Here is a 20351-nt window from a genome sequence, read left to right as displayed (position 1 = left end):
GTCCGGACGGAACGGGGGGACATCGGCTTGTGGGCCGGCCCCGCGAGGGGTCCGGCACCGCCTGAGGGCGGGTCAGCCGTTGTAGCCGCCACCCATGCCGCCGCCGTAGCCGCCGCCGTTGGTGGGGGGCTCCTCGATGTCGTCGACGTTGGCGCAGATGTCGCCGAAGGCCGGGTTCATCAGGCCGATGACATTGATGCTGTCGCCGCACAGGTTGAGGTCCAGGTTGACCGGCACCTGGATGACATCGCCGGAGATGACACCGGGGGAGCCCACGGCGGCACCGGCGGCACCGGCGTCGGCGGTGGCCAGGCCGGCCCCGCTGAGGGCAACGGCACCGGTGCCGACGATGACGGCGGCAGCCTTCGCGAAGCGAGACATCAACAACTCCTTGAGCGAGGAAACACGACCGCGCGAACCACGGTCACGCGTCCTTCAACGGCGCGGAGGCGAACCGGTCACGGTCATTGCGCCGAATGGAGAAGCCCGGGAGGGACCGGGCGCCGGCGGATCGGGGCGGCGGCGCGCATTGGCTCGCGGATCGGCGGTCCACCGCCGTCGGCTACGGCGGCGCGTGCCGCCGATCCGCGGGCCTCGGCCATGCGACAAGCCTCTTGTTGCAACGAGAGCCCTGTGCGCGGGTGGCGGGAAGAAAGGTGTCTTCACCCGCTCTTCACGGACCTCGACACACCGGTTGCCTACGGTTCACCGGGGCTCCTCGGATCCGACCTCGGGGGTACGGCTCCGGGGATACGGGTCCGGGGATACGAGTCCGGGGATACGGGTCCGGGGATACGGGTCCCAGGCCACCCGGCCCCGGTCGCGGTCACGGCCCCGGCCCCGGCCCCGGCCCCGGTCGCGCGTACGGCCCCCACCGCGGCGAGGCGGTGGGGGCCGTACGGAGTGGGATCACGTCACGTCACTTCGTGGCGCCCGAGTGTCGGAGGCCGTCGGTGATGTGCCGGCTCGTGGTCAGCGGCGCACGCGGGAGAGGCGGTTGCCGCGCAGGACCATCAGGCTGCCGCCGACGAGCAGGGTGGCGCTGAGGGCGCCGGCGCCCGCGACGACCATGGGGTCGCTGCCGGTGTCGGGCAGGTGCGGGGGCTCGCCGCCGCCGTAGCCGTCGTCGTCACCGTAACCACCGGGGTGGTGGCCGCCGCCGTAACCGCCGTCGTCGCCGTACCCGCCGCCCGGAGGCTTGGGGTGACCGCCGTAGCCGCCGTCGTCGCCATACCCGCCGCCCGGGGGCTTCGGGTGGCCGCCGTAACCGCCGTCGTCACCGTAACCGCCGCCCGGGTGGTGGCCGCCGCCGTCACCGTAACCGCCGCTCGGCGGGGGCGTCGGGTGACCGCCGCCGTAGCCGGTGTCCTCCCCGTAGCCGGGCTGGGGCGGGCGCGGCGGGCGGGTCGGTCCGCCGCCGTAGCCCTCGTCGCCGCCGTGGTGGTCCCCGTAGTCGCCCGGGTGCTCGGGCGGGTTGGGCGGCGGGCCTTCGCCGCCGTATCCCTCGTCGCCGTAGCCACCGGCCTCGGGGCCGTCGGCCTTCTCGTGGTCCCGGCCCTGGCCCTGGCCCTGGTCGCGGCCGTGCTCGCGGCCCTGGTCCTGGGCGTCGTGCTTGCCCTGGGAGCCGTGGTCGCGGTGGTCGCCGCGGTCCGCGTGGTCGTCCCGGTCCTCGGCCTTGCCGGCGGCGGAGCCGCTCTGCGGGAGGGCGGACTGGACCGCCTTCTGGCAGATCTCGGCGACGGCCGCGGCGATGGCGCCGCGCTGGGTGCCGCTGCCGCAGACCTCGGCCGGCTGGGGGAGCCGCACCTGGGCGAGGCTCCCGTGCCCGCTCGTGTCCTTGACGGCGGCCGGCGCCGCGGAGCCCGCCGCGAGAGCGAAACCGCCGGACAACGTCAGTAGTCCGGTCACCGCCGCGACGGTGAGCATTTTCCTGGTGATTGTGGGTCGCATACCGCTCTTCCTCTGAACACACGCCGTCCGAAATGCGTGAAGTCAGAAGGACTGTAAGAACGGGATAAGGCAAGAGTCGGGAAACGGCGCGGTGGAGCGTCGGAAAATCATTCAATCGGACCCTAAGGGGGCCCAAAAGAACGCGGCCCCGACGCCGAAGAGGCTGTAGGGGCCGCGTTTCTGACGGTGGGACCGCTGCGCTCTGACGGGCGTCCCGCCGTCCCGCCGCCGCTCCGGTCAGTGGCCCGGTCCGCGCTCCGGCTCGGCTCCGGCCCGGTTCCGACCCGGACTCAGCCGCCGAGCGCGCCACCGATCGGCAGCCCGCCGAGCAGCGAGGTGGCGCCCTTGCCGGCCTGGTTCAGCTTGGACGCGGTGTCGGTGACGGTCTTGACCGGGGAGCCTTCCTTGGTGTTGCTGAGCGCGTCCGTCGACAGCCCGGAGCCGGTGAGCGAGCCCAGGCCGCCCCCCAGACCGGCGGGCAGCGCGGACTCCGCGGCCATCGCGGGCGCGGCGATGCCCAGGGCCATGACAGAACCGGCGACAGCCGCGGCAACCTTGATGGGCTTCATGGGGAGAGGTCCTTCCGTGTGACGTCAAGTCGCTTGTCGCACAAGGATCTTGAGTCCCCGTACGTCGTTCCTTCTTCTGTAACGAGACGTACGGCCGCCGGAAACTCCGCGTCCGCGAATTCCTCCGTACGACACCCGAATGACGACACCGCCGGTGTGATCGCCCGACCAGTCACACCACGCGCGCCCCAGCCGTATCGGACACCCGTTCGCGCACCCCTCGGGGCGTCCCGCCCCTCCGGCGCCGACCTGCGGATATCGCGTACAGCGACACCAGAACTACCGAGCGCCATCAATCCGTTCGAGTGAACCGGCTCCGCAGCCCACTCACTCCGGGGGCGTACGCCGTTTCATCGGACGGCGCACGGAGATGCGCACCGGCACGACAGCGAGCGAGAAGTGAACGGACGACACGACGCACCACCCCGTACGCGCCGAGCGCGCCGTACCCGCCGTACGCGCGGAACCGTGAAGACTCATGGCGCCCCCGAAACCGCGGGCCCGGCGCCCCGCACACCCCGCACGCCCCACCCGCCCCGGCGCACGGAACGGATCGCGGCACATGAAAAGGACCGGCGCGCCACCCCTGGCGGGAGCGACGGGCCGGCCTCGGAAAATCGGCGATTCGGCGTGCCGAATCAGCTGTTGACGCAGACGGTGCCGAAGGCCGGGTTCAGCAGGGCGATGATGTCGATGGTGTCGCCGCACAGGTTGAGGTCCAGGTCGACCGGCACCTGGATGGTGTTGCCGGAGATGACACCCGGGGAGTTCACGGCGGCACCGGCGGCACCGGCGTCGGCGGTGGCGACACCGGCGGCGGCGGCGAGGGTGGCGGCGGCGCCGACGGACAGGGCGACGGCCTTGGCGATACGGGACATGGGGATCGTCTCCTCGATCGGGGTTTCACTCGAACGGCACGGGCGGTCACGCCCGGCACCTACCTCAACGCCCCGGTCTTTCATCGGTTGCTCTCCCGAATGGGTGACGTTCAACCGATCTTTGGCCCATAGGAGGGTCATTCGAGTGTCCGGTCCGGGATGCCCGCAACACGCCCAACGAGGAACCCGCCGACCGGATACGGAAGTTCGGGAACGCGACCGGCTCATCCTCAGTATCTCCGGGCCCGGGGGTTATAACGGTCGGGAACGTTGCTTCCGGTCCCGTCGCGCGTTCATTCCTTTCGCGTGGCCGACGTCTTCCCCTCCCCCGGTCTCCACGGGTCTTCCCTTCCTTCTCTCAGCAAAGCGGAGAACCTGTATGTGGAATTCAGCGGTGTCCGCCGTACCTCGGGGTGCGGTACGCGCTTCCATGGCGCGGACGGCGCTCCCGGCCGCCCGCCACCACGACCGGGACCAGGGCCGTACGGGCGCCATCGCGCGCGTACGGGTCCATGGCGGCATTTCCGTCCCCGCCCGCGCGACTGTTCCCGCCCGCGTTCCGGTTCATGCTCCGGTCCGTGTTCCTGTTCACGTTCCGGCTCATGTTCCGGTCCATGTTCCGGTTCATGTTTCCCTCCGCGCCGGGATCTCCGACACCGCCGACGCGTACGCCGCGTTTCTCGCGTATGGCAGGGGAGCCGTGCGTGCCGTGCGTGCCGCGTTTCCCGCGGACGCCGTACCGGACCCCGGTCTCGTGAATACGGCGGCGTGCCGGAAGGGGCGGATTCCCGTTCCTCTTCCGGCCCAGGGGTACGACTCCGAATTCTTCGATCCGCGGGGGGCGCAGCGTCATGGGGCCGATCGTTTCCACATCCGTCACTTTTCCGGGATCCGGCGCGTCCCCGCACGGCGCGTCCGGCGCGCCCCGGGAGGCCGTCGGTCGGACAGCGGGTACTGACGACGTGCGTACGGACGTACGTACGGACGTGCTGCACGCCGTCCAGCCCGGCGACGGCGGTGTCGCCCGGGTCGTCAGCGACCTGGTCGGCGCACAGCGCGCGGCGGGCCTGCGGGTCGCCGTGGCGTGTCCGCCGGGCACCGAACTCGCCGCCGCCGCCGGTGCGGCGGGCGCCGTCGTGTACCCCTGGCGGGCCGGCCGCGAACCCGGCCCGCGGCTGCTCGCCGAGACCCGCGAGCTCGGCCGGCTGATCCGTACCGTCCGCCCCGCGCTGGTCCACGCGCACAGCGCCAAGGCGGGGCTGTGCGCCCGACTGGCCGTGCGCGGCCGGATTCCGACGGTCCATCAGCCGCACGCCTGGTCCTTCGAGGCGGTCACCGGCGTCACCGCCACGCTGGCCCGCGGCTGGGAACGCTGGGCCGCCGCCCGCTGGACGGCGCGGCTGGTCTGCGTCAGCGAGGCCGAGCGCCGTACGGGCGAGGCGGCCGGGATCCGCGCCCCCTGGTCGGTGATCCACAACGGGGTGGACACGCGTCGTTTCACGCCTGACGTGCAAGGGGCCGCGGGGGCGCGGGGCGATTCGGCACACCTGCCGGCCCTCTCCGGAGAAGACTCCACCGGCGCGGACTCCACCGACGCCGGGCCGCTCGTCGTATGCGTGGGGCGGCTGTGCCGGCAGAAGGGGCAGGACGTCCTGCTCGCCGCCTGGCCCGCGGTGACCGAGGCGGTGCCCGGGGCGCGGCTCGTACTGGTCGGGGACGGTCCGGACGCGGAACGGCTGCGGGCCGCCGCCGGACCCGGCGCCTCGGTGCGGTTCGCCGGCGCGGTCGCCGATCCCGTGCCCTGGTACCGGGCCGCCGACCTGGTCGTCCTGCCGTCCCGCTGGGAGGGCATGGCCCTCGCGCCGCTGGAGGCGATGGCGTGCGGCCGGCCCGTGGTGCTCGGCGACGTGGCCGGGGCGCGCGAGAGCCTGCCGCCCGGCCACGCGGCGCCGTGCCTGGTCCCGCCCGGCGATCCGGCCGCGCTCGCCGCCGCGCTCGGCCGACTGCTGGCCCGGCCCGCGCTGCGGCACACGCTGGGCCGAGAGGCCCGCGAGCACGTACTCAGCAGATTCGATGTGCGGCGCACCGGCGCGGCCGTCGCGGAGCTCTACCGCGAACTGGCCGGAGTGCGGGGCACGGAGCACAGAGAGCCGATGGCGCAGTGACGACGGAAAGCACCCGCATCCCTTCTTCCTCCCCGGCCTCGTCCCCGGCCTCGTCCTCGGGATCGGTCTCGGGATCGGTCTCGGGATCGGTCTCGGGATCGCCCTCGGGTCCGTCACCTGGTGCGGCCCCGGGGTCGTGGCCCGCGCCGGGCCGGGTCCCGTACCGGTCCGCCCTCGCCGCGCCGCGCGGCGCGGCCGGGCGGCGGACGGTACCGGCACCGCGCCGCCCGGCCTACCCGCGGGCGACCGCCGCGCCGCTGGTCGCGGCCGACGCGACGGCCGTCCTCCTCGCCGTGGGCATGCTGTCGGCGGCGCACCGGCGCTGGGAGGTGCCGCTGCTCGTGGCCGCCCTCGTCGTCCTGCTCGACGGCACGGCCGGGCTCTACCGGCCGCCGGTGGGCGCGCGCGGCGGTGTCCTCGACGAACTGCCCGCGCTCGCGGCCCGCGCCGGGGTCGCCTGGTGCGGGACGGCGGCCGTGGTCGCCGCGTGCGCGCCCGGGCTGGTGATCGGCCCGCTGCGGCTCGGCGCCGCGTACGGCACGCATGCCCTCGTCGTGACCGTGGCGCGCGGGCTCGCGCACGCGCGCCGCCGCCGGGCGGCGCGGGGGCGGCCTCGCGCGGCGCTGGTCGTCGGCGCGCCGGGGGCGGCCCGCCGGTTCGCGGCGGCGCTCGCGCAGCACCCGGAGTACGGCGTCCGGCCGGTCGGGATCGTCGGCACCCGGCACGACGGCGAGCGCGGTCTGCCGGTGCTGACCTCGGCGGAGGAGATCCACCGGGCGGTCATCCAGAACGCCGTGCGCGACGCCGTGTTCCTGGCCGACGACGAGGCTCTGGTGACGCTGTTCCAGCGCTTCGGCTGTGCCACCTGGCGGGTCGGCCGGACCCCGGTGGACGCCGACACGGCGCCGGTGGGGGCGGCGGACCGGGCCATGAACGACCATCTGTGGGGGTACGGCTGCCGCCGCCTGCTGCCGCCCGCCGAGCGGCGCGGGCTCACCGCGAAGCGGGCCCTGGACCTGGCCGTCGCCGGGCCCGCGCTGGCGCTCGCGCTGCCGGTGCTGCTGCTGTGCGCGCTCGCGGTGCGGCTCTCGGACGGCCCCGGGGTGCTGTTCCGGCAGGAGCGGGTGGGGCAGCACGGGCGGCTGTTCACGCTGCTCAAGTTCCGTACGCTGCGGCCGGCCGACGAGGCGGAGGCGGCGACCCGGTGGAGCGTGGCCCACGACCGCCGGATGAGCGCGGCCGGGCAGTTCCTGCGCAAGACCTCGCTGGACGAGCTGCCGCAGCTGTGGAACGTGCTGCGCGGGGACATGAGCCTGGTCGGGCCGAGGCCCGAACGCCCGCATTTCGTCGCCCAGTTCAGCCGGGTCCACGCGGGCTACGCGGCCCGGCACCGGATGCCGGTGGGGCTCACCGGGCTCGCCCAGGTGCACGGTCTGCGCGGCGACACCTCGATCGAGGACCGCTGCCGCTTCGACAACCACTACATCGACCACTGGTCGCTGTGGCAGGACGTCTGCATCCTGCTGCGCACGGCGGCCGAGCTCGTGCGACCGACGGGAAGCTGACCGATGACGACAGCGGCGGTGGCCGGAGCAGGGGTCGGGGCGGGTTCGGTTTCAGAGGCAAGGACGGGGGCGGGCTCGGGGGCGGGCTCCGGGGCGGGCTCCGGGGCCGAGTCGGCGGCGGAGGTACGGGAATGGGCGCGGCGCGCGGCCTGGCTCGCGCCGGTCCTCGCCGTGATCGCCCTGCTGCTCGTCCCGGGCGGCGGCGGGGAGGGGACGCGGGGCGGTACGGGCGGCAGCGGCACGATCGCCGACGCCGCCTCGGGGCTGCTGGTCCTCGTCTGCCTGGTGCGGGTGGTCCGGAGCGGGGCGCGGCCGCTGACCCGTACGGCCGCGGTGGTCCTCGGCCTGCCGGTGTTCGGGGTGTGTCTGGCGGCGGTCGCCTCCTCCGACCCGGGCGCGAGCCTGCCGGGGATCGCCCGCTACCTCCAGATCTTCGTGCTCGTCCCGGCGGCCGTCCTGCTGTCGGTCCGTGACCGGCGGGACTTCGCGCTGCTGGCGTGGGCGCTGGTGGCGCTCGCGCTGGCGGAGGGGGCGGTGGGGGTCGCGCAGTACGCGACCGGCACCGGCGCCTCGTACCAGGGCGAGGACGTGCGGGCGGTCGGCACCTTCGGCGCGACCGATGTGATGGGCATGGCGACCGTGGTGGCGTACGGCGTGGTCGTCGCGGTGGGACTGGCGCTCGGCGGCCGGCCCGGGCGGGCCCGGACGGCGGCCCTGGTGTGCGCGGCGGTGCTGTGGGTGCCGCTGGTGCTGTCGTTCAGCCGGGGCGCGTGGATCGCGACGGTGCTGACCTGCGGGGTCCAGCTGCTGCTCGCGGGGGTGCGGCGGGCCGTGCGGGTGGCGGCGGTCGTGGCGGCGCTGGGGGTCGTGCTGGTCGGCGGCTTCGGGGTCGGCTCGGCCATGGTGGAGGAGCGGGTCGCGAGCATCACCCAGGTGACGGCGGCGCCGGACCAGTCGGTGACCGACCGGTACACGCTGTGGGCGGCGGCCGGGCGGATCTGGCGCGAGGAGCCGCTGACCGGCGTCGGTCTGAAGGAGTTCCCCGCCTACCGGGACGCGCACGCGTCGCTGGCCCTGTCCTCCGGCAGCGACACGGCGGGCGCGGGCGCGCTGTACGCGCGTCAGCCGCTGCTGTCCCCGCACAACATGTATCTGCTGGTGCTCAGCGAGCAGGGGCTGATCGGTCTGCTCGCTCTCGCGGGCGGCTGGGCGGTGCTGCTGGTCGCGGGCGTACGGCGGGGGTGGCGGAGGTGGCCGACGCGGCGGGGCCGGTCGGTGCGGTCGGTGGGGTCGGTGGGACTGGCGGGGCCGGTGGGGCAGTCGGCGTGGGCGGGGCGGTCCGGCTCCGGCTCCGGCTCCGGCTCCGATTCCGGCTGCGCGCTGGTGGCGACGGGGCTGCTGGTCTGGCAACTCGTCGACTTCTGTTACGCGGACATCGGCGGGCCCTCGACGGTCCTGATGTCGGTCGTCCTCGGGCTCGCGGCCTGGTGGTCGCTGACGGAGGTGCGCGGTGCCTGATCCCCTGCTCGATCCCTGGTCGGACGCCGACGCCGCTGGTGCTGGTGCTGGTCCCGGTGCTGGTGTGCCGGGTGCGACCGGCGTGTCGTCTGGCGTACCGGGTGTGAGTGGCGTGAGTGGCGTGCCGAGCCTGAGCGGTGCCCTGATGCCCCCTCGGATGATCGCCCCGCTGGCCGCCGGCTTCGATCCCGGCGCCGAGCGCGGGCTGCCGTCGCCCGGGGACGCGTGGATGCCGTTCACCCCGGGCGATCCGGGCGGCCCCCGTACCGATCCGTGGCGGCCGGACGCGCCGACCGACGCGGAGGTGCCGTGCCCGGTGCCCGCCGGACAGCGTCCACGCGTCCCGGGGCCCGGGGCACGGAAGGCGGACGGCGTGCGGAAGGCGGACGGGCCCCGCGAGGCGGGCGGGCGGGCGTCCCGGGGGCGGGGTGGCGGGGCCCGGGGGCCGTCCGGGACGTTCCTGATGCGGGCGGCGTTCGTGACGGCCGTGCTCACGGCGGTCGGCGCGGTCCTGGGGCTCGTCCGCGACCAGATCCTGGCCCGGTACTTCGGTGCCGGGGCGGAGACGGACGCGTTCCTGGTGGCGTGGACGGTGCCGGAGTTCGCCTCGACGCTGCTGATCGAGGACGCGATGGCGCTGATCCTGGTGCCCGCGTTCGCCGGGGCGCTGGCCCGCCGGTCGATGTCGGCCCCGGGCGCGGCCCCGGGCCTCGCTCCGTACCCGGACCCGGTACGTGCCCTCGTACGGCACACGATGCCCCGTCTCGTCCTGACGGTCGCCGCCGTCGCCGCGCTGCTCGTGGTGGGCGCGCCGCAGTTGGTCGACGTCCTCGCGCCCGGTCTGCCCGACCCGGCGCTCGCGGTGGACTGCACGCGGCTGACGGCGACGTGTGTGCTGTCGTTCGCGCTGGCCGGGTACTGCTCGGCGGCGCTGCGGGCGCACGGCTCGTTCCTGCCGCCGGCGGCGATCTACGTGGCGTACAACGTCGGCATCATCGGGACGACCCTGGTACTGCGCGAGCCGTTCGGCGTACGGGCGGCGGCGGCCGGGGTCGCGGTCGGCGCGGTGCTGATGGTGGCGATCCAAGCACCTTCCCTCGTACGGGAGTTGCGCGGCGGCCGGTCGAACGCGAAGTCCGCGCGCCCGAGCCCGGACGGCGCGATGGGCGGAGCGGCCGACGGAGCGGCAGGCGGACCGGCCACCGAACCGGACGCCCGCCCGGCGGACCGTTCCCCGGGAGAGGACGGACGGCTGCTGGTCCTGGGGATGATCGCCCCGGTCGTCGTGTTCGCGCTGACCCGCCAGTCCCAGGTGCTGATCGAGCGCTTCCTCGCCTCGCCACTCCCGGCCGGAGCCATCTCGCATCTCAACTACGCCCAGAAAGTGGCGCAGATGCCGATGACCGTGTCGCTCATACTCTGCACGGTCAGCTTCCCGGTGGTGGCCCGCACTCTCGCCTCCGGCGACCCGGAGGCGGCCCGCCGCCGGGTCGAACGGGATCTGCTGCTCGCCGCCGTCGTGGTCCTGATCGGCGCCTCGACGGTGATCGCCGCCGCGCCGCAGATCGTCAACGTCCTTTTCCAGCGCGGCGCGTTCGACGCCGCCGACACCGCGGCCACGGCCGCTGTCATGCGGGTGTACGCCCTCGGGCTGCTCGGCCAGACGCTGGTCGGCGCCCTGGTCCGCTGCTACTTCTCCGCCGCCCGCCCGCTCTGGTACCCGGCCGCCGCGATGGGCTACGGCCTGTCCGCCACCGCCGTCGCGGGCGCGATCGGCGCGCATCTGTGGGGCGCCGCCGGGATCGCGGGCGCCAACGCGCTCGGCATCACGGTGACCGCCGTCCTGCTGCTGAGCGGGGCGCGCCGCCAGGCCGTACCGATCGACGTCCCGAGGCTCGGCGAGGGCCTGTTGCGGCTGGCGACCGCCGGGGCGTGGGCGACCGGCGCGGGCTGGCTGTGCGCGCGGCTCGTCGATCCGCCGCTGCTCGCGGTCGCGGTCGCGGGTCTGGTGGTCACCGGGGTGTTCCTGCTGTTCGTGGCGTGCGCCGCCACGGCCCCCGACATCCCGCCGCTCCCCCGCGCCCGCGACCGCGACCGTTCCGGCGACCGATCCCGTACCCGTGCCGGGACCCGTGCCGGGGCCCGTGGCGCTTCCCGAGGCGCGCGGGTGCCCCGTACCGCGCGCGTCCCCCGTCTTGCCCGTATCTCCCCGCGAAGGACCCCCCATGCCCGCGCCCGCCGCGCTGCGCCGCCTCCTGCCGCAAACGCCCCCGTGGATCGCGATGTACCACTCCGTCGCCGACCCCTCCGATGACCCGTACCGGGTGACCGTCTCGCCCACCCGGCTCGCCCGCCAGCTGCGCTGGCTGGCCGGGCGGGGGCTGCGCGGGGTGTCCGTGCGGGAACTGCTCACGGCGACCGCCGCCGGGCGGGCGGCCGGTCTGGTCGGGCTCACCTTCGACGACGGGTACGCGGACTTCCTCGACACGGCGGTCCCGTTGCTGCGCGGGTACGGCTTCACGGCGACCGTGTACGTGCTGCCCGGGCGGCTCGGCGGCGACAACGGCTGGGACGCCCTCGGCCCGCGCAAGCCGCTGCTCGACGCGGCCGGCATCCGCCGGGCGGCGGCGGCCGGCATGGAGATCGGCTCGCACGGTCTGCGCCATGTCGACCTCACCGGTGCCGACGACGCCACGCTCGCCGCCGAGACCCGGCGCAGCCGGGAGCTGGTCGCGGAGATCACCGGCCGTCCGCCGGACGGGTTCTGCTACCCGTACGGGGCGGTCGATCCGCGGATCGTCCGGGCGGTCGGGCGGGCCGGCTACCGCTACGCCTGCGCGATCGACCCGGGTCCGCTGAGCGGCCTGTACACCCTGCCCCGGGTGCACATCGGCGAGACGGACACCGCCTGGCGGCTGGCCGCGAAGCGGGTGCTGCACCCCCTGCGGCGGCGCCCGCCCAGCGGCCGACTGCCCGCCCAGAGCGGCGCGTTCGCGCGGATGGTGATGTCGTGAACGGCGACGGTGTGGGTGTGGGCGTGGGTGTGGCGAACGGTGACGCCTCGGGTCCTGGAGCCACGAACCGCGACGATCTGAAGGTCCTGCATGTCATCACCGGGCTCGGCATCGGCGGCGCCGAGCAGCAACTCAGGCTCCTGCTCCGACACTTGCCGGTGCGCGGACATGTGGTGACGCTCACCAACCCGGGTCCGGTCGCCGACGGCATCGAGGCGGACGGCACCCCCGTCACCCATCTCGGCATGACCGGCAACCGCGACGTCGGCGCGTTGCCCCGGCTCACCCGGCTGATCCGGCAGGGCCGATACGACCTCGTGCACACCCATCTGTACCGGGCGTGCGTGTACGGCCGGCCGGCCGCCCGGCTCGCCGGGGTGCGGTCCGTCGTCGCGACCGAACACTCCCTGGGCGAGGCGCAGATCGAGGGCCGGCCGCTGTCCGCCGGGACCCGCGCGCTGTATCTGGCGACGGAGCGGCTCGGCACGTCCACCGTCGCGGTCTCGCCGAGCGTGGCCCGGCGGCTCGCCGACTGGGGCGTCGCCCCGTCCCGTATCCGAGTGGTCCCGAACGGCATCGAACCGGCCCGCTTCGCCTTCGACCCGCTCGCCCGGGCCCGGGCGCGGTCGCTGCTCGGGCTGCCCGTGGACGCGTTCGTGGTCGGCGGGGTGGGGCGGCTCGTGCCCGGGAAACGGTTCGACCGGCTGGTCCGGGCGGTCGCGGCGGTGCCGGAGGCGCGACTGCTGCTCGTCGGCGAGGGCGAGCAGCGGGCCGTACTGCTGCGGACCGCCGAGGAGTGTGGGGCGGCCGGGCGGGTGATCCTGACGGGTGCGGTGCCCGATCCGCCGGAGCGGGGCGGGGCGCGGCGGACGGATCCGGATCTGCCGTCGCTGCTGGCCGCGATGGACCTGTTCGTGTCCGCCTCCCCCGACGAGGCGTTCGGCCTGGCCGTCGTCGAGGCGCTGGCGGCGGGGCTGCCGGTGCGCTACGTGGCGTGCCCGGCGCTCGACGACCTGCCGCCCGGCGCGGCTCCCGGGGCCCTCCGGGTCGGCCCTTCCGTACCCGAACTCATCGGCTCCATCCGCGCGTTCGCGAGATCCCGGCCGACAGGTCCGGTCGGGCCGGTCGGCCACGGCATCCGGGCGGCGCCGCCCGAGGCGGTCCGCTCCTACGACATCGCGCGCGGCGCGGAGCAGTTGCTGTCCCTCTACCAGCGGGCCGTGCACGGCCCGCACCCTTCCGTGAAGTGAGAGCCACCCTAATGACGAGCACCCCGAGCACGCCAAGCACCCCCGGCACCCCCAGCACCCCCCGAACGACCGCCCGGCCCCGCCTTCTCCCCCTCGCCCGCTGGATGGTGCTGCCGGCCGCCGTGCTGGCGGGCGCGGCGGCGGGCGGCGGCTACGGCGTCGTGAAGACCCCGCAGTACGCCGCGACCAGTTACGTCCTCGTCGTGCCGGACCAGAAGGCGGATCCGGCGGCGGCGCTCGGCTTCGCCCAGGCGTACGGGCGGGTGGCCACGGACCTCGCGGTGACCGGCGGCGCCCAGGGCTGGGCGGGCGTCCCGGTCGCGACGCTGCGTTCCAGCGTGCGGGCGGAGACCTCGCCGGACGCGCCGATGGTCTCGATCACGGCGCGGTCGCCGAAGCCGGCGAAGGCCGTGGCGATGGCGGACAGCGTGGCCCGGGCGCTCGTCCTCGACAGCACCCGGGTCGCCGCGAACACCGGGGTGCGCGTGGTGGAGTTCGCGCGGGCGACGAAGCCGACCGCGCCGGTGTCGCCGTCGCCCCGCCTCGCGGCGCTGGTCGGGGCCTGCGCGGGCGGACTGCTCGGCGGTCTCGGGCTGCTCGTCCGGCCGAAGCGGGCGGCGGGGCGGGGCGCCGCCGGTGACGGGCGGCGGCCGGGCGCGGCCCCGGTCGCCGTCCCGGCGCCGTCGGCGGCCTCAGCCGCCTCGGCCGTACAGCAGCCGGAACCGGAGACGGTGTGAGGGGCGGCGAGGGGAGAGGAAGCACCGTGCGGGCCGGTGAAGCGCGGGAGGCCGGCGGGATGCGGGCCGAAGTCTGCCGGAACCCGGAGGTGTTCCGCCTCCTCGGCGCCGAGTGGCGTGCGCTGTACGGGCGTTGCGCGACGGCGACGCCGTTCCAGTCGCACGCGTGGCTGTACTCCTGGTGGCTGTCGTACGGCCGGCCGGGTGCCCTGCGGGTGGTTCTGGTCCGGCGCGCCGACGGCACCCTGGTCGGCGCCGCTCCCCTGATGCGGGCGGGTGGACCCTTGTCTCCGCTGACCCAACTGGGCGGCGCCATCACCGACTTCACCGATGTTCTCGTCGACGACGACTGCCCGGAGGCGGTGCCCGCGCTGGCCGCCGCGCTGGCCGGCGCGGCGCGCGGCACGGTGCTCGATCTGCGCGAGGTACGGCCCGGGGCGGCGGCCGAGCGGATCTACGCGGCGTGGCGCGGCCCACGCCTGCGACTGCCCGACTCGGACTGCCTGGAGCTGCCGGCCGTACCGATGGAGGACCTGCTCCGACGCATCCCGTCGGGCAAGGCGCAGCGGATGCGGGCGAAGTTCCGGAAGATGGACGCGCTCGGCATCGACACCCGGGTCGTGCCGGGGCCCGAGGTCCAGGGCGCGCTCGACCGGCTGCTGACGCTGCACCGACTCCAGTGGCGGGGGCGCGGGGTGACCGCCGAGCACACGAGCGGACGCTTCGCCCGGCACCTGTCGCGGGCGGTGCGGCCGATGGTGGAGCGCGGGGAGGCGATGGTGACCGAGTTCCGGCTGGACGGCGCCGTGGTGTGCGCGGACCTCACGCTGGTCTCGCCGCGCTTCGCGGGCGGCTATCTGTACGGGGCCGACCCGGCGCTGCGGGACCGCAAGGTCGACGTGGCCGCGATGCTGCTGCGCCACGGGGCCCGGGAGGCGGACGGGAACGGCCGGGCCACGCTGAGCATGCTGCGCGGCACCGAACCGTACAAACACCACTGGCGCCCCGAGACCGTCCCCAACCAGCGTCTATTGCTTGCCGGTTCCGGCGCGGCCCCGCTGCTGTGGGCGCGAGCGGGCGCCGCGCTCGGTCGGCGCTGGGCGGCCCGGCAGGCACAGGAGCGGGAGTGGCTGGGCCGGGCGGTCCGGCGGGTGGGCCTGCGGGGCGCCGGGACGGACTGAACTCCCTGGATTCCTAGGGGTGTCGGACCCCCTGGGGGATGAGAGAGCCGGCGACGGGCACGGGGGTCCGAGCGGGTGCGGGTCTGGAAACGGGCCTGGAGGCCGAGGGTCCGGGCCTGGGGGCCGAGGGTCCGGGCCTGGAAACGGGCGCCGGTGCGGGCCTGGACGTGGGTGCGGGTCGCTGCGGCCGGGCCGCGTACAGCATCTGCTGAAAGACGCGCGAGGAACGGGGGTTGGCGCCGCACTGCCAGACGCCATGCGGGCAGTAGTCGGTGATGGTGTGGTAGACGGGCCGGTGCCGGGTCATCCACTCCAGCATCCGGCGCATGTACTCGGGGTTGTCCCCGTTGCGGAACAGGCCCCACTCCGGGTACGCGACCGGCTTGCGGTGCAGGGCCGCGAAGTCGACCTGTGCCTGGAGGCCGTACGGCTCGTTCACGTGCCGGTCGAACGGCGCGCCGGCCGGCTGGTCGTAGGAGTCCATGCCGAGGACGTCGACGACGTCGTCCCCGGGATAGCACTCCGTCCACGGGATGGCGTCCAGGCCGCGGCTCGGCGCGAAGTCGAAGCGGAACCGCGCTCCCGGCACCCCGCGCATCACGGTCACGACGCGGCTCCAGTACCGCTTCCACGCCACCGGGTCGGGGGCACAACGGTGCGTGTACGTCGTGCCGTTCATCTCCCAGCCGAGGACGATCTCGGCGTCCGGGGCGCCCAACGCGACCAGCCGCCGGGCCAGAACGCGGAAATGCTCGTCGTTGGCCCCGGCGGCACCCCACCGGAGCCGGCGGGCCACCTCCCGGTCGGGGACGCGCAGTTCGCTGCCGTCCAGCATCGGGACGTTGAGGACGAGCAGCCGGTCGGCACGTTCGGCGCGCCAGCGGGCCCACGGGGCGAGGAGGGCGACCGGACCCTCGATGCCGGCCCAGACCTCGCCGGGCAGATAGGTGTGCGCGACCCGCAGCTCCCGGCCGCCGAGCCAGTCCCCGAGCATGCGGAGCCAGGCCACGCCGGCCGGCCCGGACTCCAGGAAGGCGCCCATGGTCGCGGCGGGATCCGTCCCGGGTGCGGGGGCCATCGGAGGCACCGTGGACAGCACCGACGCGGGTGCGGGTGCGGGTGCGGGTGCGAGCGCGGGCCTGGAGACGTACCCGGGCGCCGCCGCCGTGGGTACGCCGCCGGGAGCGGCCCCCGGAACGGGCCCGACAGGCGCGGGCGCGGCGGACACAGGGGCGGCGGACACGGGGGCGAGGGACACGGGGGCGGGGGCGGGAGTCAGGGCGGGCGGGGGCCCGGGGGTGGTGCTCCCCGAGGCCGGGGGCGACCACGCGAGGGGACAGACGGCGAGGAGTGCGGTGGTGAGCACCCCCGGCCATCCGCCCGGAATTCTTCGCTTCCGCTGGAGCATGGGGTTCCTTTGCGAGGGAGGGGTCCGGGCGGGGCACGTACGCGGACGCGGCCACGGACACGGAAGAGGCCGGCCCCGGGAAGCGCGGTGAGCGCTTCCCGGGGCCGGCCTCCGTCCGGCGCGGCCGTCAGTCGTTGAAGCAGAAAGTGCCCCCGGCCGGGTTCAGCAGGGCGAGGATGTCGATGCTGTCGCCACAGACGTTGGCCTCCAACTCGACCGGGACCTGGATGACATTGCCCGACAGGACGCCCGGCGAGCCGATCGCGAAGCCCTCGGCCTCCGCGTCGGCCATCGCGGGAGCGGCGGTGCCCAGGGCCATCAGGAGACCGGCGACGACGACGGCGGCCTTCTTGCACTTCATTTCGTCTGATCCTTTCCGCGGCGGAAGTGAATGCACGGATCTCGTGACGTGCGGGCGCACGATGTGCCCCGCCTCCCACCACACGATTCATCAGGACACTGCCACGGCGAAGGAAAGACGCCACGCCGCGACCTGCCCATTCACCCCTTTGACCGGTCGAATTCCCCCGTCAATGCGGCCAGATAGGGGTATTCTTCAGCCTTTCCCACTCCCGGTCCGGGACTCCGGGCACCGCCCGCCCGGAGTCGGCCCACTGGCGGGCCAGGGAGGAGTAGAGGGGGAACGACTCACGTTGGGCGGCCGAGGGGTCCGCCACATCACGGCTCTTCGGAATGAAGGCCATCCGCTCCCATTTCCCGGGATCGGGCGCCATTTTCGGCTCCTTCCGCTGAGGTTCGGGCATCATGGCACAGCTGTCACGGGAGAGTGATTCGAACAGCGCATGTCGCGTGGCGTATCCGCGTGCGAGAGTGCCCGAATTAACGTTTCGCTCATGACCTTCCCCTCCTTCCCCCCACACACGCATCCCTCGATCGATTCGCACACCAATTCGCATTCCTGTCCGCCGCCCCGTCCGCCCACCCGGAAAAGGCGTCTGCTCCTCCTCACGACGGCTCTCCTCGTACTCGGCACGGGCGGCGCCATCGCCGCCGCGCCACCCGGTCTGCCGTCCCCGAAAGAGGGACTGAACGTGCTCGTCGTCGGCCTGGACTCCCGCGCGGGGCTGACCGACGACGAGAAGGAGCGCTACCGCCTCGGCCACCACGAGTGCGCCTGCACCGACGTGATGATGCTGATGCACGTCTCCGCCGCAGGCGACCGCGTGAGCGTGGTGAGCCTGCCGCGCGACTCCCTCGCCCGCTTCCCGGCCGGACATGTCGACCGAGGCACCGGCGACCGGCACGGCGCGCACCCCGCGAAGATCAACAACGCCTGGAAGGAGGGCGGTCCGGCCTTCACCATCCGGACCGTCGAGGCGATGACCAAGGTGCCGGTGGACCGCTATCTCGAAGTCGACTTCCGCCGCTTCATGGACACGGTCGACGCCGTCAAGGGGGGTGTCCCCGTCTGCACCCCGAACCGCCTCAAGGACCCGGTGACCGGCATCGATCTGGCCCCGGGCACCACGGCGCTGCACGGCGGCGCGGCTCTCCAGTACGTCAGGTCACGGCGCGCGGACGGCAAGATGGACTTCGGGCGCATCCAGAAACAGCAGAAGTTCCTCGCCAACCTTCATCACACCCTGCGTCGCGGGCTGTTGAACAGCCCCGACGCGCTGCGCGCCTTCGCCACGACCCTGCGCGGCGGCACGAACCAGGGCGAACGCGGGATCACGGCGGTCGAACTCGTCCAGCTGGCGGGCCGGTTGAAGAACCTGCCGCCGGCCCGTACCGAGTTCGCGGTCGTGCCCATCAGCGGCTTCAACCCCGACATCGAGGGCGTCGGCTCCACCCTCGCCTGGGACAAGCGGCAGGCCGCCCAGGTCTTCGCGGCCCTGCGCGCCGACCGCCCCCTCCCGAAGCTCGCGGCCGCCACCCCCAACAACATCCCGCAGGGCCTCGGCGAGTACCGGCCGGTCGGAGGCGGGACGCTGGTGTGCGCGTAGCGCCGTACCCCCGTATCACTCGCCCTCTGGATCTCATGGGCCTCGGGGACCCCTGAGATCCATGAGGTCCATGAGGCCCATGAGGCCCCTGGGACCCCTCGGCCCTACGCGAGCCGGTGCGCCAGCTCCCCCGGGCCGGTCACCGGCGCGTCGCACACGAAGTGCCGGCAGACGTAGGCGGTGGCCCGGCCGTCGACCAGCGGACGGTCCGCAAGCAGCGGGAACTCCTCGCCGCCGGGCCGCCCCGCGGCGAGGACCGCGCCGGGGGCACCGGCCAGCAGGGCGGTACGGCGCAGGGCGGCGAAGTCCTCGTCGCCGGGGTCGCCGACGACGGCGATCTCGCGCGGCCCGTCGCGCAGCGCCTCGGCGACGGCGAGACCCCAGCCGATGAACCGGGGCGCGCGCGGCCCGAGCGCCTTGACCACGCCCAGGGCCTCCTCGGCGGCGGCGCGGTGCGGGGCGGATCCGGTGTGCGCCGCGTACGTGAGGAGCGCGCCGGCCGCGGCGGTCCAGCCGGACGGGGTGGCGTTGTCGGTGGGGTCCTGGGGGCGGCGGATCAGCCGCTCGGCGTCGTGGGCGGTGTCGTACAGCGCGCCGCCCTCGCCCCGGAACTGGTCGAGGACGATGTCGAGCAGCAGCCCGGCGAACTCCAGCCACACGCCCTCGCCCGTCACGGACGCGAGGGCCAGGAAGCCCTCGGCGACGTCGCCGTAGTCCTCCAGGACCCCGGCGTTGGTGCCCGCGCGGCCGTCCTTGGAGGTACGGGTGAGCCGGGCGCCGTCGCCGAGGTGCAGCCGGACCAGCAGATCGGCGGCCTCGGTCGCGCGTTCGACCAGGTCGGGGCGGTCGAGCAGAGCGCCGGTCTCGGCGAGCGCGGCGACGGCGAGACCGTTCCAGGCGGCGACGATCTTGTCGTCGCGGCCGGGCCGCGGGCGCTCGTCGCGCGCGGCGAGCAGCCGTTCCCGGATACCGGCGATCCGCGCGGCGTCGGCGACGCCGGCGTCCTGCGGGAGCTGGAGCACGGAGCTGCCCTGCTCGAAGGTGCCCTCGGGGGTGACGCCGAAGTAGCGGGCGGCATAGGCGCCGTCGTCCTCGCCGAGGACGGCCGTGAGCTGCTCGGGCGTCCACACATAGAAGGCGCCCTCGACGTGCCGGCCGGTGCCGTCGTCCGAGTCGGCGTCGAGCGCGGAGGCGAAACCGCCCTCGGGGGTGCGCAGTTCGCGCACCATGAAGTCGGCGGTCTCCAGCGCGACGCGGCGGGCCAGTTCGCTGCCGGTCGTCCGCCACAGGTGCGCGTACACGCGGCACAGCAGCGCGTTGTCGTACAGCATCTTCTCGAAGTGCGGCACCGTCCAGTCACGACCCACGGCGTAGCGGGCGAAGCCGCCGCCGAGCTGGTCGTAGATGCCGCCGCGGGCCATCGCCTCGCAGGTGTCGGAGGCCATCTGGAGGGCGCCTTCGGCGCCGGTGCGGGCATGATGGCGCAGCAGGAACTCCAGCACCATCGACGGCGGGAACTTGGGCGCGCCGCCGAAGCCGCCACTGCGGGGGTCGTACTCCCGGGTGAGCCCGAGCAGCGCCTGCCCCAGCTCCGCGTCACCGGGAACGCCCGCGCCACCGTACGCGAGGGAGCGCTCCGCCAGATCCTTCACGATCTTCCCGGCCACCTCGCCGACCTCGTCGCGCCGCTCGGTCCAGGCACGGGCGACCCCGTCGAGGACATCGGTGAACGACGGCATCCCGTGCCGGGCCTCGGGCGGGAAGTAGGTGCCGAAGTAGAAGGGCTCGGCGTCGGGGGTGAGGAACACGGTCATGGGCCAGCCGCCCTGCCCGGTGGCGGCCTGCACGGCCTCCATGTAGACGGCGTCGATGTCGGGCCGCTCCTCGCGGTCGACCTTGACGGCGACGAAGCTCTCGTTGATCAGCGCGGCGGTGGCCTCGTCCGCGAAGGACTCGTCGGCCATCACATGACACCAGTGACACGCCGAGTAGCCGACCGACAGCAGAACGGGCACATCCCGCCGTCTCGCCTCGGCGAACGCCTCGGGGGTCCAGGGCCACCAGTCGACCGGATTGTCCGCGTGCTGCAGCAGATAGGGCGAGGTCACACCAGCCAGCCGGTTCATACAAGCATCGTTACACGATCAAC

Annotated in this window: 17 protein-coding genes; 9 read left to right on the top strand and 8 right to left on the bottom strand. The window is 74.5% G+C overall.

Going from position 1 to position 20351, the window contains the following annotated elements; all coding sequences use genetic code 11:
- Positions 1-72 precede the first annotated feature (72 nt).
- The 5 genes from ABZ990_RS06680 to ABZ990_RS06660 all read right to left on the bottom strand — a co-directional run bounded on the left by ABZ990_RS06680 (position 73) and on the right by ABZ990_RS06660 (position 3989).
- On the bottom strand, positions 73-381 hold the full coding sequence (locus tag ABZ990_RS06680) for a chaplin (RefSeq protein WP_361226281.1): 309 nt from the start codon (positions 379-381) through the stop codon (positions 73-75).
- Positions 382-972: 591 nt separating this feature from the next.
- Complete coding sequence (locus ABZ990_RS06675; RefSeq protein WP_361226279.1) at positions 973-1950, bottom strand: hypothetical protein; 978 nt, start codon at positions 1948-1950, stop codon at positions 973-975.
- Positions 1951-2240: 290 nt separating this feature from the next.
- Positions 2241-2519 (bottom strand): hypothetical protein, encoded by a 279-nt coding sequence (locus tag ABZ990_RS06670; RefSeq protein WP_361226276.1) that lies wholly within the window; start codon positions 2517-2519, stop codon positions 2241-2243.
- Between the two features lie 638 nt (positions 2520-3157).
- Positions 3158-3397 carry a chaplin gene (locus tag ABZ990_RS06665; RefSeq protein WP_361226273.1) on the bottom strand — a complete coding sequence of 80 codons (240 nt, stop codon included), beginning with the start codon at positions 3395-3397 and terminating at the stop codon, positions 3158-3160.
- Positions 3398-3785: 388 nt separating this feature from the next.
- Entirely contained in the window at positions 3786-3989 is a 204-nt protein-coding gene (locus ABZ990_RS06660; RefSeq protein WP_361226270.1) for a hypothetical protein, read from the bottom strand.
- Positions 3990-4359: 370 nt separating this feature from the next.
- Here ABZ990_RS06660 and ABZ990_RS06655 point away from each other — a divergent pair, with 370 nt between their 5' ends.
- The 8 genes from ABZ990_RS06655 to ABZ990_RS06620 all read left to right on the top strand — a co-directional run bounded on the left by ABZ990_RS06655 (position 4360) and on the right by ABZ990_RS06620 (position 14827).
- Positions 4360-5562, top strand: coding sequence for a glycosyltransferase family 4 protein (locus ABZ990_RS06655; RefSeq protein ID WP_361226267.1), 1203 nt, complete (start codon positions 4360-4362; stop codon positions 5560-5562).
- Positions 5559-7127: an exopolysaccharide biosynthesis polyprenyl glycosylphosphotransferase gene (locus tag ABZ990_RS06650; protein WP_361226265.1), complete on the top strand. Its 1569-nt coding sequence runs from the start codon at positions 5559-5561 to the stop codon at positions 7125-7127. The genes ABZ990_RS06655 and ABZ990_RS06650 overlap by 4 nt, the downstream gene beginning before the upstream one ends.
- Positions 7128-7130: 3 nt before the next feature.
- A complete protein-coding gene (locus ABZ990_RS06645) occupies positions 7131-8645 on the top strand; it encodes an O-antigen ligase family protein (RefSeq protein WP_361226263.1) in 1515 nt (504 codons plus the stop codon).
- 229 nt (positions 8646-8874) lie between these two features.
- The gene (locus ABZ990_RS06640; protein WP_361226412.1) at positions 8875-10959 is read left to right on the top strand and encodes a lipid II flippase MurJ; all 2085 of its coding nucleotides are present in this window, start codon (positions 8875-8877) and stop codon (positions 10957-10959) included.
- Positions 10871-11659 carry a polysaccharide deacetylase family protein gene (locus ABZ990_RS06635; RefSeq protein ID WP_361226260.1) on the top strand — a complete coding sequence of 263 codons (789 nt, stop codon included), beginning with the start codon at positions 10871-10873 and terminating at the stop codon, positions 11657-11659. The genes ABZ990_RS06640 and ABZ990_RS06635 overlap by 89 nt, the downstream gene beginning before the upstream one ends.
- Positions 11660-11736: 77 nt before the next feature.
- Positions 11737-12909 carry a glycosyltransferase gene (locus tag ABZ990_RS06630; protein ID WP_361226409.1) on the top strand — a complete coding sequence of 391 codons (1173 nt, stop codon included), beginning with the start codon at positions 11737-11739 and terminating at the stop codon, positions 12907-12909.
- A gap of 11 nt (positions 12910-12920) precedes the next feature.
- Positions 12921-13646 carry a lipopolysaccharide biosynthesis protein gene (locus ABZ990_RS06625; protein ID WP_361226258.1) on the top strand — a complete coding sequence of 242 codons (726 nt, stop codon included), beginning with the start codon at positions 12921-12923 and terminating at the stop codon, positions 13644-13646.
- Positions 13647-13705: 59 nt separating this feature from the next.
- The gene (locus ABZ990_RS06620) at positions 13706-14827 is read left to right on the top strand and encodes a GNAT family N-acetyltransferase (protein ID WP_361226406.1); all 1122 of its coding nucleotides are present in this window, start codon (positions 13706-13708) and stop codon (positions 14825-14827) included.
- Positions 14828-14840: 13 nt separating this feature from the next.
- On the opposite strand, the gene ABZ990_RS06615 is transcribed toward ABZ990_RS06620, so the two are convergent.
- A complete protein-coding gene (locus ABZ990_RS06615) occupies positions 14841-15926 on the bottom strand; it encodes a hypothetical protein (protein WP_361226403.1) in 1086 nt (361 codons plus the stop codon).
- Positions 15927-16362: 436 nt separating this feature from the next.
- Positions 16363-16596, bottom strand: a complete 234-nt coding sequence (locus tag ABZ990_RS06610; protein WP_361226257.1) for a chaplin — start codon at positions 16594-16596, stop codon at positions 16363-16365.
- 691 nt (positions 16597-17287) lie between these two features.
- On the opposite strand from ABZ990_RS06610, the gene ABZ990_RS06605 reads away from it, so the two are divergent.
- Entirely contained in the window at positions 17288-18202 is a 915-nt protein-coding gene (locus tag ABZ990_RS06605; protein WP_361226255.1) for an LCP family protein, read from the top strand.
- A gap of 104 nt (positions 18203-18306) precedes the next feature.
- Here ABZ990_RS06605 and ABZ990_RS06600 read toward each other — a convergent pair whose 3' ends face one another.
- The gene (locus tag ABZ990_RS06600; RefSeq protein ID WP_361226253.1) at positions 18307-20328 is read right to left on the bottom strand and encodes a thioredoxin domain-containing protein; all 2022 of its coding nucleotides are present in this window, start codon (positions 20326-20328) and stop codon (positions 18307-18309) included.
- Positions 20329-20351: the final 23 nt, after the last annotated feature.

The sequence above is a fragment of the Streptomyces sp. NPDC046203 genome (assembly GCF_040646255.1).
Lineage (GTDB): Bacteria > Actinomycetota > Actinomycetes > Streptomycetales > Streptomycetaceae > Streptomyces.
This window is presented reverse-complemented; position numbering and strand designations above follow the sequence as displayed.

Coding starts and splice junctions, on each gene's coding strand:
- ABZ990_RS06625 (WP_361226258.1), top strand. CDS start 12,921: ATGACGAGCACCCCGAGCACGCCAAGCACCCCCGGCACCCCCAGCACC.
- ABZ990_RS06620 (WP_361226406.1), top strand. CDS start 13,706: ATGCGGGCCGAAGTCTGCCGGAACCCGGAGGTGTTCCGCCTCCTCGGC.
- ABZ990_RS06675 (WP_361226279.1), bottom strand. CDS start 1,950: ATGCGACCCACAATCACCAGGAAAATGCTCACCGTCGCGGCGGTGACC.
- ABZ990_RS06680 (WP_361226281.1), bottom strand. CDS start 381: ATGTCTCGCTTCGCGAAGGCTGCCGCCGTCATCGTCGGCACCGGTGCC.
- ABZ990_RS06610 (WP_361226257.1), bottom strand. CDS start 16,596: ATGAAGTGCAAGAAGGCCGCCGTCGTCGTCGCCGGTCTCCTGATGGCC.
- ABZ990_RS06600 (WP_361226253.1), bottom strand. CDS start 20,328: ATGAACCGGCTGGCTGGTGTGACCTCGCCCTATCTGCTGCAGCACGCG.
- ABZ990_RS06645 (WP_361226263.1), top strand. CDS start 7,131: ATGACGACAGCGGCGGTGGCCGGAGCAGGGGTCGGGGCGGGTTCGGTT.
- ABZ990_RS06665 (WP_361226273.1), bottom strand. CDS start 3,397: ATGTCCCGTATCGCCAAGGCCGTCGCCCTGTCCGTCGGCGCCGCCGCC.
- ABZ990_RS06640 (WP_361226412.1), top strand. CDS start 8,875: ATGCCGTTCACCCCGGGCGATCCGGGCGGCCCCCGTACCGATCCGTGG.
- ABZ990_RS06670 (WP_361226276.1), bottom strand. CDS start 2,519: ATGAAGCCCATCAAGGTTGCCGCGGCTGTCGCCGGTTCTGTCATGGCC.
- ABZ990_RS06635 (WP_361226260.1), top strand. CDS start 10,871: ATGCCCGCGCCCGCCGCGCTGCGCCGCCTCCTGCCGCAAACGCCCCCG.